Source organism: Streptomyces eurythermus (genome assembly GCF_014649115.1).
GTDB classification, from domain to species: domain Bacteria; phylum Actinomycetota; class Actinomycetes; order Streptomycetales; family Streptomycetaceae; genus Streptomyces; species Streptomyces eurythermus.
The window spans coordinates 364,128-378,871 of the sequence record NZ_BMSK01000006.1 but is presented as its reverse complement, the minus strand read 5'-3'; the positions used below and the strand labels follow the sequence as shown (position 1 = coordinate 378,871).

The 14,744-nt window shown below is 72.0% G+C and carries 12 protein-coding genes; 7 read left to right on the top strand and 5 right to left on the bottom strand.

Annotated elements, in window-relative coordinates; all coding sequences use genetic code 11:
* The first annotated feature begins 699 nt into the window (after positions 1-699).
* On the top strand, positions 700-2,436 hold the full coding sequence (locus IE251_RS14345; protein ID WP_373301994.1) for a SpoIIE family protein phosphatase: 1,737 nt from the start codon (positions 700-702) through the stop codon (positions 2,434-2,436).
* Between the two features lie 179 nt (positions 2,437-2,615).
* Here the strand turns inward: IE251_RS14345 and IE251_RS14340 are convergent, their stop codons facing one another.
* Positions 2,616-3,776, bottom strand: a complete 1,161-nt coding sequence (locus IE251_RS14340) for a cytochrome P450 (RefSeq protein WP_189753293.1) — start codon at positions 3,774-3,776, stop codon at positions 2,616-2,618.
* Positions 3,777-4,212: 436 nt separating this feature from the next.
* Between IE251_RS14340 and IE251_RS14335 the strand changes: the two genes are divergently transcribed.
* The 4 genes from IE251_RS14335 to IE251_RS14320 all read left to right on the top strand — a co-directional run bounded on the left by IE251_RS14335 (position 4,213) and on the right by IE251_RS14320 (position 9,381).
* Positions 4,213-5,118: a 5-dehydro-4-deoxyglucarate dehydratase gene (locus IE251_RS14335; protein ID WP_189753292.1), complete on the top strand. Its 906-nt coding sequence runs from the start codon at positions 4,213-4,215 to the stop codon at positions 5,116-5,118.
* Entirely contained in the window at positions 5,115-6,389 is a 1,275-nt protein-coding gene (locus IE251_RS14330; protein ID WP_189753291.1) for a glucarate dehydratase family protein, read from the top strand. The genes IE251_RS14335 and IE251_RS14330 overlap by 4 nt, the downstream gene beginning before the upstream one ends.
* Positions 6,390-6,501: 112 nt before the next feature.
* Complete coding sequence (locus tag IE251_RS14325) at positions 6,502-8,013, top strand: sodium:solute symporter family protein (protein ID WP_189753290.1); 1,512 nt, start codon at positions 6,502-6,504, stop codon at positions 8,011-8,013.
* A 45-nt stretch (positions 8,014-8,058) separates the two neighbouring features.
* Entirely contained in the window at positions 8,059-9,381 is a 1,323-nt protein-coding gene (locus IE251_RS14320; protein WP_189753289.1) for an SGNH/GDSL hydrolase family protein, read from the top strand.
* A gap of 96 nt (positions 9,382-9,477) precedes the next feature.
* Here the strand turns inward: IE251_RS14320 and IE251_RS14315 are convergent, their stop codons facing one another.
* The 3 genes from IE251_RS14315 to IE251_RS14305 all read right to left on the bottom strand — a co-directional run bounded on the left by IE251_RS14315 (position 9,478) and on the right by IE251_RS14305 (position 12,173).
* Positions 9,478-9,627 (bottom strand): hypothetical protein, encoded by a 150-nt coding sequence (locus IE251_RS14315; protein ID WP_189753288.1) that lies wholly within the window; start codon positions 9,625-9,627, stop codon positions 9,478-9,480.
* Positions 9,628-9,843: 216 nt separating this feature from the next.
* Positions 9,844-11,415: an alpha-L-arabinofuranosidase B gene (locus tag IE251_RS14310; protein ID WP_189753287.1), complete on the bottom strand. Its 1,572-nt coding sequence runs from the start codon at positions 11,413-11,415 to the stop codon at positions 9,844-9,846.
* A 209-nt stretch (positions 11,416-11,624) separates the two neighbouring features.
* On the bottom strand, positions 11,625-12,173 hold the full coding sequence (locus IE251_RS14305) for a TetR/AcrR family transcriptional regulator (protein WP_229896753.1): 549 nt from the start codon (positions 12,171-12,173) through the stop codon (positions 11,625-11,627).
* Between the two features lie 147 nt (positions 12,174-12,320).
* Here IE251_RS14305 and IE251_RS14300 point away from each other — a divergent pair, with 147 nt between their 5' ends.
* The gene (locus IE251_RS14300) at positions 12,321-12,719 is read left to right on the top strand and encodes a nuclear transport factor 2 family protein (RefSeq protein ID WP_189753285.1); all 399 of its coding nucleotides are present in this window, start codon (positions 12,321-12,323) and stop codon (positions 12,717-12,719) included.
* Positions 12,720-12,759: 40 nt separating this feature from the next.
* On the opposite strand, the gene IE251_RS14295 is transcribed toward IE251_RS14300, so the two are convergent.
* The gene (locus tag IE251_RS14295; RefSeq protein ID WP_189753284.1) at positions 12,760-13,599 is read right to left on the bottom strand and encodes an alpha/beta fold hydrolase; all 840 of its coding nucleotides are present in this window, start codon (positions 13,597-13,599) and stop codon (positions 12,760-12,762) included.
* 173 nt (positions 13,600-13,772) lie between these two features.
* On the opposite strand from IE251_RS14295, the gene IE251_RS14290 reads away from it, so the two are divergent.
* Complete coding sequence (locus IE251_RS14290) at positions 13,773-14,684, top strand: LysR family transcriptional regulator (RefSeq protein WP_189753283.1); 912 nt, start codon at positions 13,773-13,775, stop codon at positions 14,682-14,684.
* Positions 14,685-14,744: the final 60 nt, after the last annotated feature.

The window sequence follows — 14,744 nt, the reverse complement described above, 5'->3', positions numbered from 1 at the left end:
TGACGAGGAACGACCTGACCGACGCCGCCGACGACCACGTGCGGAAGCGATCGACCGGCCCTCTGCCACCACCGGGCCGCGGTCGAGGCGGACGGCACCGCCGCGGCCGTCCCACGGCCGACGGCGGACCGGTCCGACAGCTGGTCACCGTTCGCCCTTGCCCGCCCGCCCATCAGGCACCGACCCGCCCGCTCCCCCGTCGCCCCGACCCCCTCGGCCGTAGAACCACAGTTCCCGCCGCCGGCCGCTGCGCCAACGCCGTCAGTGGTCGTCCTTGGCTCCGGGTGGCCTTCCCGCGCCGTGGAATGGTCTTGTCGCCGAGCGCGGCCTTCGATGAGTCATGAAGATCAAAGGCTCTGACAAGCGCGTCCCGGATCCAATGCAGGACAGGCCGTGTCCCACTGTGCCGGCACGCCGGGCACGGCTTCGGTGAGCGTGGCGGCCCGGCCCCGGTCGGTGTACTCGCCGGGCTCGCGGACACGGGCGAGCACTCGCCGTACCCCTTGTTCGCCTCCGCCGTGCGTCACCTCCTGCCGGCACCAGGCCCTCCTGTGCCGTCCCCGGCCGAGTACCCGGCAGTCCGGCACATGTGCCACTCGAGACGGCGGGCACAGGGGAAGGCCCGCTTACCCGTGGATCTGGGCACTCGGGAAGGGGGCGAGCACACGGCACGACCGGCGATCACGGAGGAGGCACACGGTGGTGGAGGCAGGGCGCACCAGGAGTGCCGACCAGCGGTCCCCTGGACCGGGGGACACCGCGCTGGCGGGGGCACTGGCCGCCATCGGCGCGGCGGCGTACGTAGTGGACGACAAGGGGTGCATCATCGCGGTCAACGCACGCGCCGAACGACTGCTGGCCCGGCCGGCCGAGGAGATGGTCGGGCGGGACGCGCACGATCTGCTGCACCGCGACGCCCACGGCCAGCCGATGCCGACCAGCAGATGCAGCATGCGGCAGGCGTTCCACGCCAGCAATCCGGCGCAGGCGGCAGGGGACTGGTTCTCGCGAGGCGACGACTCCCTGCTGCCGGTCTCATGGCTGATCACCCCCTACGACATCCAGGGCTCGGAAGCCGCCACCCTCGTCGTCTTCCACACCGACCGGCAACCGGCGGACGACCGGCAACACCCCGGGCCCGTCCCGCGGCCGCAGCCGCTGACAGAGCTCGAGCGTCTGGCCCTGCTGGCAGAGACCACCACACAGCTGACCTCCACCCTGGATGTCCAAGAGGCCCTGCGCCGGCTCGTGGGGCTTGTCGTACCTCGGCTGGCGGACTGGGTGATCATCGACCTGATCACAGAGGGTGACGAGGTATGGCGCAACACCGTGGCCCATGCCGACGGCCATACCCTGAAACGCCACGAGGAACTCGAAGGGCCCATGCCCCCGGTGCCGGAGCAATCGCCCATGCCCTTGTCCAGAGCACTGCGCGGAGTGGCCTCCACCGTGGCCGGCCCCGAGACCTACCGGCGGACTCCGGATTCCGGCATCGCGGTCGAACAGCGGCGCCTGTTCGAGGCGACCGGCATCCGCTCCGCCGCCATCGTCCCCCTCCGCAGTGCCCGGGAGGTTCTGGGGGCCCTCACGCTGGGCCGCGCCGACCAGACGGGCGACTTCACCACCGCGGACCTCCCTCTGATCGAGGACATCGCACGCCGCGCCGCGCTCGCCGTGGACAACGCTCGCCTCTACCAGCGTCAGCGCAAGGTCGCCGAGACCATGCAGAACCACCTGCTGCCCCGGCTGCCCAGCCTGGGCGGGCCGCAGATGATCGCCCGCTACCTGCCCGCACCCGACGCCTCCCAGGTCGGCGGCGACTGGTACGACGCCTTCCGCCTGTCCGACAATGCCACCGCCCTGACCATCGGGGACGTCGTAGGCCACGACCTGGAAGCCGCCGCCGGCATGGCCCAGGTACGCAACATGCTCCGCGCCTACGCCTGGTCCCGGAAAGATCCGCCCAGCCGTGTCGTCGAGCGGCTCGACGAGGCCGTCACACACATCACCAACGTGCCCATGGCCACCATGATCTTCGCCCGCCTCGACACCACCGGCAACGGCCACTGGGAATTGTGCTGGACCAACGCCGGCCACCCACCGCCCCTGCTCATCACCCGAAACGGCCTCACCCACTACCTCACCGACGGCCACGGCATCCTCCTGGGCACCGGAGTCCGCGAATCCCGCCCCGACGCCACCCTCGTGCTACCCCCCGGATCCACCCTCCTGCTGTACACCGACGGCCTCATCGAATCAGCCGGTCACTCCCTGGACGAGGGCCTGGGGCGGCTGCGCCAGCACGCCGCCGCTCTTGCCCACCGCCCCTTGGCGGCCTTCACCGACCACCTCCTGCGCCGGGTCCGTCCCGAAGACAACGACGACGACGTCGCCCTCCTCGCTCTGCGCACCCCGCTCGAACCCACCGCGAGATGACTGGAGGGGGCCCGAAGCCGGACGGGCGCTTGTGCGGTTGACGCCTCCCCGACGGGTCCGGGACGGCCCGGAAGCCGGGGCCGGCTTCCGGGCCTCCCTTGCCCTGGTGCTCAGTACCAGTACCAGCGGCGGGCGGGCTTGTTGCTGAAGATGCGTCGCATCGATGCGGCCATGACTGCTCACCTCCCTTCCCTGTCGTGTCCGGTTCCCCCGTGGCGTGGGGTGCGGTGGAGGACGAACGGTCGCGGAACATTGCCTTCGGAGACGACCGCGCGGGTGTCGCCGCCGGTGACGGTCAGGCGGGCGTCACGGATGAGCGCGGTCAGCGACTCGGTCAGCAGCGCCTGCGCCACCGCGGCACCGGCACAGATGTAGGGGCCCGCGCCGAACGGTACGTAGGAGCCGTGTTCGCCGGGCTCCGCCCAGCGTTCGGGCCGGAACTCCTCGGGGGCGGTCCACCGGCCCTCCTCGTGGTGCATCAGGTACGGGCAGGCGGAGAGGAGGTCGCCGGGCCGGAAGGCGACGCCACCCAGTTCGACGGCGTGCGGGACGGTGCGGCCGAGCAGCCAAGGTACCGGGCGGTGCCGGAGCGCCTCCCGTACGACCTGGTCGGCGGGCCAGGGCCACGGCTCGTCCGAGGTGTGGCGCAGGCAGCCCAGCAGCACCGACCATGCCAGCGAGGCGCTGATGGGCACCACGATCGCCCGGTACATCAGCCAGTGCAGCTCGGCCAGCGTCCGGTCGGTCACCTCGGCGGGAGGGCAGACGCCGAGCAGGGCGTCCAGCACATCACGGGGGTCGTCGGCGGGGTGTTGCCGGCGGTGTCGCACCTCCTCGGTCAGGGCGGCGAGCAGCCGGGCCCGCGGGAACTCCGCCCGCGCTCGCTGCCAGGCCCGCGGTGCGTGGAACACCACTCCCCCGTGCATCGCCCGATCGGTCAACCCGCTTGTCCTGACCGGGCTTTGGGGGTGCAGCAGCAGATCGGCCAGGCATCGGTGCACCAGCGCGTTGCCGGCGGCGGGCCAGCGGCTGACCGCCGGGAGCGCGGTCACCGCCAAGGTCAGCTCGGCGCGGTATCGCGGCAGGCCCGCGCGCAGGAAGTTCCGTACCGCGTGGCCGACTTCGACCTGCGCGTCTCGCGTGGGCAGCAGTTCGTTGAAGAATCCCGACTTTCCCGTGTGGTATTCCGGGCTGCGCAGCAGCGTCTGCGCCAGATCCGCGTCCCTGACGCAATAGCCGCCGTGGGGAAGCCGGAACACGTCCGTCTCGCTGCGGCGACGGAGGATGTCGATGTACTTCAGGGGATCTCGCCGGAACCGGCGCTTTTCTCCGATTCTCATCGAGTCGTCTCCTCGGCGAGTCTCTCGGCGGGGACACCGGGCTTGTCCGAGCTGTCCCTCTGTCGGGCCAATCCCCGCCCTGATGTGCGGAAAACCGACATGACGCGACTATCACCCATGAGAGGTAAAGAGCATATAGATTGACAAATGGGGGCTACTCGCCGGCCCTGTCCGGAACACGGGCGCCCGCCCCCCTGCCCGCCCCCGGCGCGAACGGCACCCACTGGCCGTTCACTTGACACACGGACGCCTTCGAAACTTTCGCCAGCCATTCGACCGGCCACACCCCGGACGGCTGGTCAGACTCTTCACTCGACAGGCCACACAGGCGCTGCACACACCTTGACCCGGCTTGGCGGCTGACCATACATTCCCTCCCACCATTCGTCATCATGACGGCCATTCACATATGTGACAGTCACCGGATGAGGTCAGCGTGCTGAAGGGCATTCTCTTCTTTCCCGTCACCCCGTTCACGGAAGATGGTTCGATAGACACGGCGAAACTTTCGGACCATCTCAGAGCGGGGATCGAGTCCGGAGCCGGTGGTGTCTTCGCCGCCTGCGGGACCGGGGAGTTCCACGCGCTGGACCTGGCGGAGTTCGCCTCCGTGGTGCGCACGGCGGTGCGCGTGGCGGCCGGCCGGGTGCCCGTGTTCGCGGGCGCCGGCGGGCCGTTGCCCCTGGCCCGGCAGTACGCGCGGGCCGCCGAGGAGGCCGGTGCCGACGGACTGCTGCTGATGCCGCCGTACCTGGTCGCGGGGCCACCCGCCGGGCTGGTCGCCTATGTGCGCGAGGTCGTCGCCGCCTGCTCCCTGCCGGTGATCGTCTACCAGCGCGGCACCGCCAGGTTCGACGTCCCGGCGGCCGTCGAAGTGGCCCGCCTGCCACGGGTGGTGGGCCTGAAGGACGGCACCGGCGACCTGGAGCTGCTCGCCCGGATCGTGACCGCCGTCCGGGCGGACCCGGCCACCGGCGGACGGGAGTTCCAGTTCTTCAACGGGATGCCCACCGCCGAGGGGACCCAACTCGCCTACCGCGGCATCGGCGTGGACCTGTATTCGTCGGCGGTGTTCTGCTTCGCCCCCGAGACGGCTCTCGCCTTCCACCGCGCCCTCGCCACCGGCGACGACGAGCTGGTCCAGCGGCTGCTGGCCGGCTTCTTCCACCCGCTCATCGCGCTGCGCGAACGCGTGCCCGGCTATGCGGTGGCCCTGGTCAAGGCGGCCGTCCGGCTGCGCGGTCTCGACGTGGGAGGCGTGCGCCCACCGCTGACCGATCCGACGCCCGGGCATCTCGCCGAACTGGAGGGGATCATCGCGAGGGGGGCGGCGATCCGATGAGCGAGGCCCTGCGGATCAGCCGCGTCGACATCACTCCGGTGGCGTTCAAGGACCCCGCCCTGCTCAACGCCGTCGGCGTCCACGAACCCTACGCACTGCGCGCCGTGATCGAGGTGACGACGGATCAGGGCATCACCGGTCTGGGCGAGACCTACGCCGACGAGGGTCACCTGCGCCGGCTGCGCTCGGCGGCCGGCGCCCTCACCGGCATGGACGTCCACGCCCTCGGTGCGATGCGCCGCCGGATCGCCGAGCTGATCGGCGACGACCGGGGCGGTGACGGCCACGGCCTGACCGGCATGATCACCACCAGCAGCACGGTCGACCGGGTCTTCTCCCCGTTCGAGGTGGCCTGCCTGGACATCCAGGGCCGTGCCGCCGGCCGCCCCGTCAGCGATCTGCTCGGCGGTGCCGTCCGAGACGAAGTCCCGTTCAGTGCCTACCTGTTCTACAAGTGGGCCGCGCATCCCGGACACGAGCCCGACGAGTGGGGACCCGCCCTGGATCCGGACGGCATCGTGGCGCAGGCGCGGCGCATGGTGGAGCGGTTCGGCTTCGGGGCGATCAAGCTCAAGGGCGGTGTGATGCCGCCCGAGCAGGAGGTGGAGGCGGTTCTCGCGCTCCGCCGGGCGTTTCCCGGCATCCCACTGCGTCTGGACCCCAACGCCGCCTGGACCGTGGAGACTTCACTGAAGGTGGCCCGCCGGCTGGAAGGCGTCCTGGAGTACCTGGAGGACCCGACCCCCGGCCAGGAGGGCATGGCCCGGGTCGCCCGGGAGGCCCCGATGCCGCTGGCCACCAACATGTGCGTGGTCGCCTTCGACGAACTGCCCTCCGCGGTGCGCGACGACGCGGTCGGGGTCGTCCTGTCCGACCACCACTACTGGGGCGGCCTGCACCGCTCCAAGCTGCTCGCCGGGATCTGCGCCACCTTCGGCATGGGGCTGTCCATGCACTCCAACTCCCATCTCGGCATCAGTCTGGCCGCGATGACACACCTGGCCGCCGCCACCGAGAACCTCACGTACGCCTGCGACACGCACTGGCCGTGGAAGGACCCGGCGGAGGACGTGATCGTCCCGGGCATGCTCGGCTTCCGCGCCGGCGCGGTCGCCGTCCCCCGCTCCCCCGGCCTCGGCGTGGAACTGGACCGGGACGCGCTGGCCCGGCTGCACGAGCAGTACCTGCGCTGCGGCCTGCGCAACCGGGACGACACCGGGTACATGCGCCGACTGGACCCGTCGTACGAGAAGAAGTCACCGCGCTGGTGACCCCCGGCGGACCCCGGCCCGTCCCGCCCGGTCCGCCTCGACGTCCGTACGCCTGCCCGCCGTTCGCGACGTCCGTACGCCTGCCCGCCGTTCACGACAAGAAGGTCCTCCCATGCACTGGCTCGACTGGGCCGCCGTAGGCGCCTACTTCCTGGTGATGCTCCTGATCGGCCTGTGGTCGCACCGGCGCGTCGACGACGTGTCCGACTACTTCACCGGCGGCGGACGGATGCCCTGGTGGCTGACCGGCATCTCGCACCACATGTCCGGCTACAGCGCCGCCGTCTTCGTCGCGTACGCCGCGGTCGCCTACGACTACGGCATCACCGTCTACGTCTGGGCCTTCCTGCCGCTCGCCCTGGGCACCGGTGTCGGCGCCTGGCTCTTCGCGCCCCGGTGGAACCGGCTGCGCGAGCGCTACCAGGTCGCCTCCCCGCTGGAGTACCTGGTGCGCCGCTACAACCTGCCCACCCAGCAGGCGCTGGCGTGGAGCGGCGCCCTGCTCAAGGTCTTCGACGTGGCCGCCAAGTGGGCGTCGGTGGCCGTGCTGCTGAAGGTCTTCACCGGTATGTCGATGACCAACGGAATCCTGCTGACCGGCGTCGTCACCCTGCTGTACTGCACGGTCGGCGGGCTGTGGGCGGACGCGCTCACCGAGTTCGGGCAGTTCGTCATCCAGGGCGTGGCCGCGCTGTCGATGATGTGGGTCGTCCTCGACCGGCTCGGCGGCGTCTCCGGCCTCGGCACCCTCTGGCACCGGCTGCCGGCCGGGCACACCGACCCCCTCGTCGGCCCGTACACGGCGGGCTTCCTGACCGCGTACGTCGTCGTGAAGCTCTTCGAGTACAACGGCGGCATGTGGAACCTGGCCCAGCGGTACATGGCCACCGACTCCCCGCGCTCCGCCCGCCGTTCGGCCGGGCTGTCGGCGGCCCTCTACCTGGTGTGGCCGGCCGTACTGCTGCTGCCGGCGGTCGCCGCGCCGGTGCTCATGCCGCACATCGCCGACCCGCAGCAGACGTACGCCCTGATGGCACGGTCGTATCTGCCCGTGGGCCTGGTGGGGCTGACCCTGGCGGGCATGTTCTCGCACACCATGGCCATGGCCTCCTCGGACGCGAACGCCATCTCGGCGGTGGTCACCCGGGACATCCTGCCCGCCGTCCTGCCCGGCTTCCGCGAGGTGAGCACCGCGCGCGGTCTGCGGGCGGCGCGGGTGGTCACGGTCGCCTTCATCACCGTCTCCATGGTCGTGGCCATCGAGGCCGACCACTTCGGCGGAGTCCTCGGCATCATCGTCGGCATGGTCGCGGCCGTCATGGGCCCGATCTCCATTCCGATGCTGCTCGGGCTGCTGCCCGCGTTCCGCCGCTGCGGCCCCCGGGCGGCCCTCACGTCGTGGGCGCTCGGTCTCGGCGGCTACTTCTTCGTCAAGTACGGCCTGGACGACGCCTCGCAGACCACGGTGGTCGTCACCCCGCTGGTCACCTCGCTCGTCGTCTACACGGGCCTCGGCCTGTTCCTGCCCGAACCGGACGCGGAGGCGGACGCCGTGGTGGCGGCGGTCTCCGGCCCGGAACCCGGATCCGGCACGGCCGCACACGCCGTGGCGAAGCGGGCCTGACACCCACCAGCCCCAGCAACCAGACCAGTCGGAGGAACCTCTCTCATGAAGCGAGCAGCGTCATTCGTGGCCGCCGCCGCGGCGATCGCCGCCACGGTGGGCCTCTCCCCTCACGCGTCGTCCGGCGCGGACGGCCCGCGAAGCGCTGGAGCCGCTCCCGCGCGGCCCGCGGCCGTGACGACCGGGAGCGGGCAGTGGACGGACACCTGGGCGTCCATGCCCCAGCTGACCGAGCCGGGCAACATGCCCCCGGCACCGTTCACCCAGAGCGACCGCGTGTTCGACAACGCCACCCTGCGGCAGACCGTGCACGTCGGGCCGGGCGGCAAGCGCATACGGCTGCGCCTGTCCAACGCCTTCGGCGGCGCCGACCTGCCCGTCACCGCCGTCTCCGTCGCCCGCCCGGCCGACGGCAGGGCGGGCGTCGGCGCGATCGTGCCGGGCAGCTCCCGGCGGGTGACCTTCGGCGGACAGCCGGGCTTCGACATCCCGCAGGGCGCACAGGCCGTCAGTGATCCGCTGGACTTCGACGTGGCGCCGGGCAGCAACCTCACCGTGACGCTGTACCTCGCACACGGCCAGGCCTCCACCGCCATCACCTCGCACCCCGGATCCCGCACGACGTCCCACCTGCTCGCCGGCGACCACCTGGACGACGCGGACCTGCCCGGCGCCACGGCCGTCGACCACTGGTACTTCCTGAACGGGCTGGAGGTGTGGTCGCGGCGGACCGCCTCCGCCACCGTCGTCCTCGGCGACTCGCTCAGCGACGGCCGCGGATCCACGACCAACGGCAACGACCGCTGGCCGGACCGGCTGCGGTCACGGCTGGCGTCCCGCCCCGGCACGGCGGACATCGCTGTCATCAACGAGGCGGCGGGCGGCAACCGCGTCCTGCGGGACGGGCTGGGCCCGAACGCCCTGGCCCGGCTGGACCGTGACGTCCTCTCCCGGAGCGGCGCCGACCGGCTCATCGTCTTCGAGGGCGTCAACGACATCGGCACCGCCGGCACCTCCCCGGCGGACGCGCGGCGGATCGCGGACGAACTCATCGGCGCCTACCGGCAGATCGTCACCCGTGCCCACGCGCAGGGCATCGAGGTCTACGGCGCCACCCTCACCCCCTTCGGCGGCAACGGCTACGACGATCCGGCCGGCGCCCACGAGTCGGCCCGGCAGCAGGTCAACCAGTGGATCCGCACCGGCGGCGGGTTCGACGCCGTCATCGACTTCGACCGCGCGGTCCGCGACCCGGACGCCCCCGGCCGACTGCGGCCGGCCTACGACACCGGTGACCACCTCCACCTCAACCCGGCCGGGTACCAGGCCCTGGCCGACGCCGTCCCGTTCGCCCTGTTCCACCGGTGAGCGACGCCTGACGACGCGCCACGGACACGGACGGCCGGTCCCCCGGGGACGGAGGGGACCGGCCGTCGCCTCGGCGGCACGCCCACGCCCACGCCCTCAGGGCCTGCCGCAGGCCGGAGCGGCGGGGCCGGAGGCGATGGCGGGGCGGGCCTCTTGCAGGGTGGCACCGGCCGGGTCCACGGTCCCGGCCAGGGCGGTGGCCGTCAGCGGTGCGGGGCGGTGGCGGGGCGGTCGGTCCGGGCGCATGGGACCTCCGAGGACCGAGGAGGCGGGCGGAAGGGTATGGGAGCGCTCCCATGCTAGGAACGCGTCGCGGCACCCACAATGAGCGGGACGGAGATTTTCCGGCCAATGTGGCGGATAAGCGAAACTTTCGCCTGGTGGAGATCCGTGCGGCGGCACAAGGCGGCCGTGCCACCGGGCGGGTGGCACGGCCGGAGTGCGGGTGTCGCGTGACGGGCGTCAGGCCCAGGGGGAGGTGACGACCCAGCTCGTGTCGTCGGCCCAGGCGGTGGCGCTGTCCCAGGCGTGGGAGCCGCCGTGGCTCGCGACATAGGCGCCGTACTCGTAGTGGCGCACGAAGTCGCCGGGATAGTTGGCGGACCGGAGGGACACGCCCTGGCCGTTGTGGCTCGGCTGTGGGCAGAACGTGGCGTCCAGCCTGGCCAGCGCGCTGCTGTCGATGGTGTCGACGCGCAGCCGGAAGTCGTAGTGGCGCAGGTACTGCCCCGGCTTGTCGGCGGACTCGAAGGAGACGCACGAGGCGTCGCCCAGGCCGGCGCGCACGATCCAGGTCGCGGCGGCCTTGTCGGCGGACGGACTGGACGAGGAGACCGCGCCGATGGCGGCGTTGTTGTCGGCCGTGTTGTGCCGGAGGTAGTCGGCGGTGCAGCAGGAGGTGGTGGCCCGCAGCGAGACCCTGGAACCCACGGCGGGCGCGCCCGCCGGAGGGGAGGCGGCGTACCCGGCCGCGTTGATGTTGGCCTGTACGGCGTTCCCGGTGGCGTCGGACGGGTAGCCGGACGTCATCACGCCCTCGTAGAAGGTCCCGGCGGAACTGTTGCTGTTGTCACCGCCGATGCCGAGGATGATGGCCCCTTCCTTCTTCATCGGGTTGTAGCCCGAGGCGTTGGGGCGCGGTCCGTCGTAGTAGGTGGTCAGGCCGCCCGACTGGGCGTTGCCGGCCCGGATCGCCCAGTGGTTGGGGCCGCCCTTGACGACGGCGGTGAGGAACCGGTGGGCGACGCTGGGGTCGTTGGCGTTGTAGCCGCGGTTGACCCCGGAGAACAGGCCGTTCTCGAGGTCGGCCATGACCCAGGGGCCGTTGCCGGTGCCGTAGCCCCAGGCCTTGCTGTTGCCGAAGTAGATGGTCTCCATCGTGCCGTTGCCGTTGTCCCGGCTGTTGGTCTCGGCGTTGCCGTAGTCGAAGCAGCAACCGCTGTTGTAGTGGCTGCCGTCGAGGAGCGCGTACATGCCTTCCGGCTGGTCCCCGGTCGCGATCCCGTTGGTGTTGTTGTTCCGGTAGCCGGTGCCGGGGGCGATGAAGACGCCGTACGCCTTGTGGCCGCCGACGGTGACCGGTGCGGCGGACGCCTCGGCGAGGTTGTCGTAGCCGCCGGCGGCGGGGCCCTGGAAGCCGCCGGGGGGCGCCTGGGTGAGGTGGTTGCCGCGGCCGGACTGGTCGTAGATGACGGTGATCAGGCAGCTCGTGCCCGCGCAGAAGGAGTCCTGCGCGGCGGCGTCGGCGTAGCCGCCCGCGCCGAGCGCGCCGATGTCCCGCGTGGCGCCGTCGGAGGCGCGTTTGACCTGGTAGAGACGGCCGCTGTACGCGGAGTACAGGGCGCGGGTGGTGCTGTGCGCCGCCGCGCAGGGGGTGCCGCCGGCCGCGTACAGGTCACAGGGCAGCGAGCCGGCGGTCACGGCGTCGCCCTCGGCGGAGGCGCGGCCGCCGAGCAGGGCCGTGGCCAGGGCCAGCACGAGGGCCAGCAGGGCGAGCGGCCTGGCCCGCCCGGAGCGGGCCGGTGTCACAGACATGAGCGGTCTCCTGGGGGAGTCGGGGGCCGGCGGCGTCCCACCACCGGCACATGGACCAGTTAGTCATGCGCATGACAACAACATCCGGCAAGCTTGGTTCGATATTTCGGATATTGATCGCACCAGCGGACAAGGTCTGATGATAGGAAGCACCCGAAGAGTGTCAACAGATCGCGCACGTCCGATACTTCGACCACCGGAACCGGAGGTCAGCGGCGACCTCGATCACCCGGGGCGTCCGGACCGGAGGCGCACAGTTCGGCGACCAGGTCGCGCGCGTACCGCTCGTCCGTTCCCGGGACCGAGAACACGACCCGGAAATAGAGGGGGGCGACCACCCGGTCGAGTACCCGCTCCAGCGGGGGCGCCCCCTCGCCGCGCTCGGCGGCGGCGTCCAGCGGCACCCGGAAGCGAGCGCTGACCCGCTCCAGGCAGGCGCGCAGACCGGCCCGGCGCTCATCCACGTCCGGCGCCACGTCCGCGCGGAAGAACGCCACACCGCCCGGCCGGGACAGGTCCTCGAGCGTCCAGACCGCCACCCGCTCCAGGTCCTTGCGGAGATCACCGACCAGCTCGGGCGCCTCCTCGTCCTGACGCCGGTCGGCGACGTCCGCGAGGAGGGCGGAGGCCGTGCCCCAACGGCGGTACACGGAACTGGGATTGACACCGGCGCGGCGCGCCACCGCGGGGATGGTCACCTTGTCGGCGCCGACTTCGTGGACGAGTTCCACCACCGCGCGGTGGACGGCGGTACGCACCCGGGCACTTCTGCCTCCGGGACGGATGTCTTTGCTTTTGGCGGGCACCCTCCCAGCTTAAAGCAAAGAGTTGTGCTTTAGCCAGCGGGCCGCCTACGCTGACTAACGCAAAGATCGCTGCTTTAGCCACTCTTCCGTGGAGGAACCATGCCCCCGTACGAGGACCCGTACCAGGCCGCGCACCAGCTCGGCACGCGGTTCCACGCCTTCCTCGCCGCCGGTGACTGGGACGGCATCCGGTCCCTGCTCACCGACGACGCGACCTGGACGCTGCCCGGCGACAACACCATCTCCGGTACGGCCGTGGGCGCCGACGCCGTCGTGGAACGCGCCCGGAAGATCGCTTCCTACGGTCTCGACTTCCGGCTGCTGCACATCCTGGTCAGCCGGGAGAACATGGCGCTGTCCCTGCACAACACCGCCCGGCGGGGCGATCTCCGGCTGGACGAACACCTCTCCACCGTCTGCCGTCTGCGTGACGGCCGGATCGCGAGCATCGAGACCTACCTCTCGGACGTGCCCGGCATGAACGCCTTCTTCGTCTGACGACGCCGGCCCGGGGAAACCGGCCTGCCGTCGGTGCGGCTCAGCCGAGGAAGAACCGGGCCAGGGCGCGGGCCACGGCGGGGGCGTCGTTCTCCATCGGGATGTGACCCGCGCCGGGGATCCGGACCAGGGTGCTGTGCGGGATCTCCGTGACGAACCGCTCGGCGTAGGCGATCGGCTGGAACCGGTCCTCCTCGCCCCACACCAGCAGCTTCGGCGCGGTCGACGCCGTGAGCGCCGGGAGCGCGGTCAGGGTGTGGCGGTTGTCCGCGGCGGCGGCCAGGCACAGCCACGAGCGGGCGGTGCGGGGGTCGGTCCACGGCTGAAGGTACTCGGTGATCTCGGCCTCCTCGGCCGGGCGGCCCAGCGCGGCCGTGAGGGCGGTCCGGCGCGAGTCCAGCAGCTCCTGCGGGGTGACGGCCGCCCGTACGGCCGGATCGCGGAACCGGGCCACGGCCGGGACCGGCCAGGAGTCGTAGCTCACCGAGTTCACCAGTGCCATCCGCTCCACCTCCGCGCCCTCACCCGCGAGCAGGTGCTGGGCGACGGCGCCACCGATGTCGTGCCCCGCCACCCGCAGCGGCCCGGGCAGCGCGAGGGCGGCGGCGAACCGGACGACCCAGGAGGCCAGGGCCGGCACCGCGGCGGTCTCCACCGTCAGCTCGCCGGCCGAGCGTCCCAGGCCGGGCAGGTCGACGGCGATCGGCCGCAGGCCGGCGGCGGCCAGGTCCCCGAGCACCGGCAGCCAGACCCGGCTCCAGTAGGTGCCGTGCAGGAGCAGGACGGCCGGGGCGTCTTCGCCGCCGGCGGTCAGGTAGGAGGCGGGCAGGCCGTCGACCTCGACGGCGGCGCGGCGGACCGCGGTGGGCGCGGTGGTCATGGCGGGACTCCTGACGACGATCGGTCGGGGGGATGTCGATGTCTGACGTCTGACGTCGGATGCCGACACCCTTCTGCCATGCCGTACCGGCGGGCAAATAATGGTGGCGTTATGCGCGCATGCCCGTCCCGGCATGATCGCTGGTGACCGGCCGACACCTCTGGGGAAGTGTGATGCGTCTCTCACAACTGCGCGTCCTGCTGGCCGTGGTGGACCACGGCGGTTTCACCGCGGCGGCGGAACGGATGGGGATCTCCCAGCCCGCGGTCAGCCGTGCGGTCGCCTCCCTGGAGAGCGAACTCGGAACCCGGCTGGTCGTCCGGGGCCGTGACGGCGTCCGGCTGACCGAGCCCGGCCGGCGCGCGGTCGCGCACGCGCGCGAGGCGGTGCGCCACTTCGACCTGGTGCGCACCGAAGTGGCGGCGGCCACCGGCGAGGTGACGGGTGAACTGCGGCTGGCCTCGCTGCCGACCGCCACGGGCGCCCTGCTGGCGCCCCGGATCGCGGAGTTCACCGACCGCCACCCGCGGGTGCGGGTCCGGCTGCTGGAGGGTTTCGACCGGGACGTACGGGCCTGGCTGGAGCGGGGGGCCGTCGAGGCCGGGGTGGTGACGCTGCCGGCCCCGGGACTGGACGTGGTGGGACTGGGCTCGGACGAGATGGTGGCTCTGCTTCCGGCGGGCCATCCCCTGGCGGACGCCCCGGCCGTACCGGTGTCCGCCCTGGCGAAGGAGCCGTTCATCCTCTCCACCGGCGGCTGCCGCCCCCTGGTCCGGCACGCGGCCCGGGAAGCGGGGGTCGAACTGGACATCGCCTTCGAGGCGGCCGAACTGTCGGCGATCGTCACGATGGTGGGCAGCGGACTCGGTGTCAGCATCGCGCCGACGCTCGGCCGAGGGGCGTGGCAGAACACCGAGGGTGCCGTCGTGGCCCGCCCGCTGCACCCTCCTCTGCACCGGACGCTGGCACTGGCCTTCTCCCCCGCCGGCCCGGAGGCGGGGGACCTCTCCCCGGCGGCGCGGGCGTTCCGGCGACTGGTACGGCCCCACGCGGAACCGGGACCTGCCCGGCCGGCCCCGGTGTAAAGAAGACCATCCGGCGGTTCCGGACAAAGCGCCTACAGTGGACGTGGCCCTTCCCCGCCC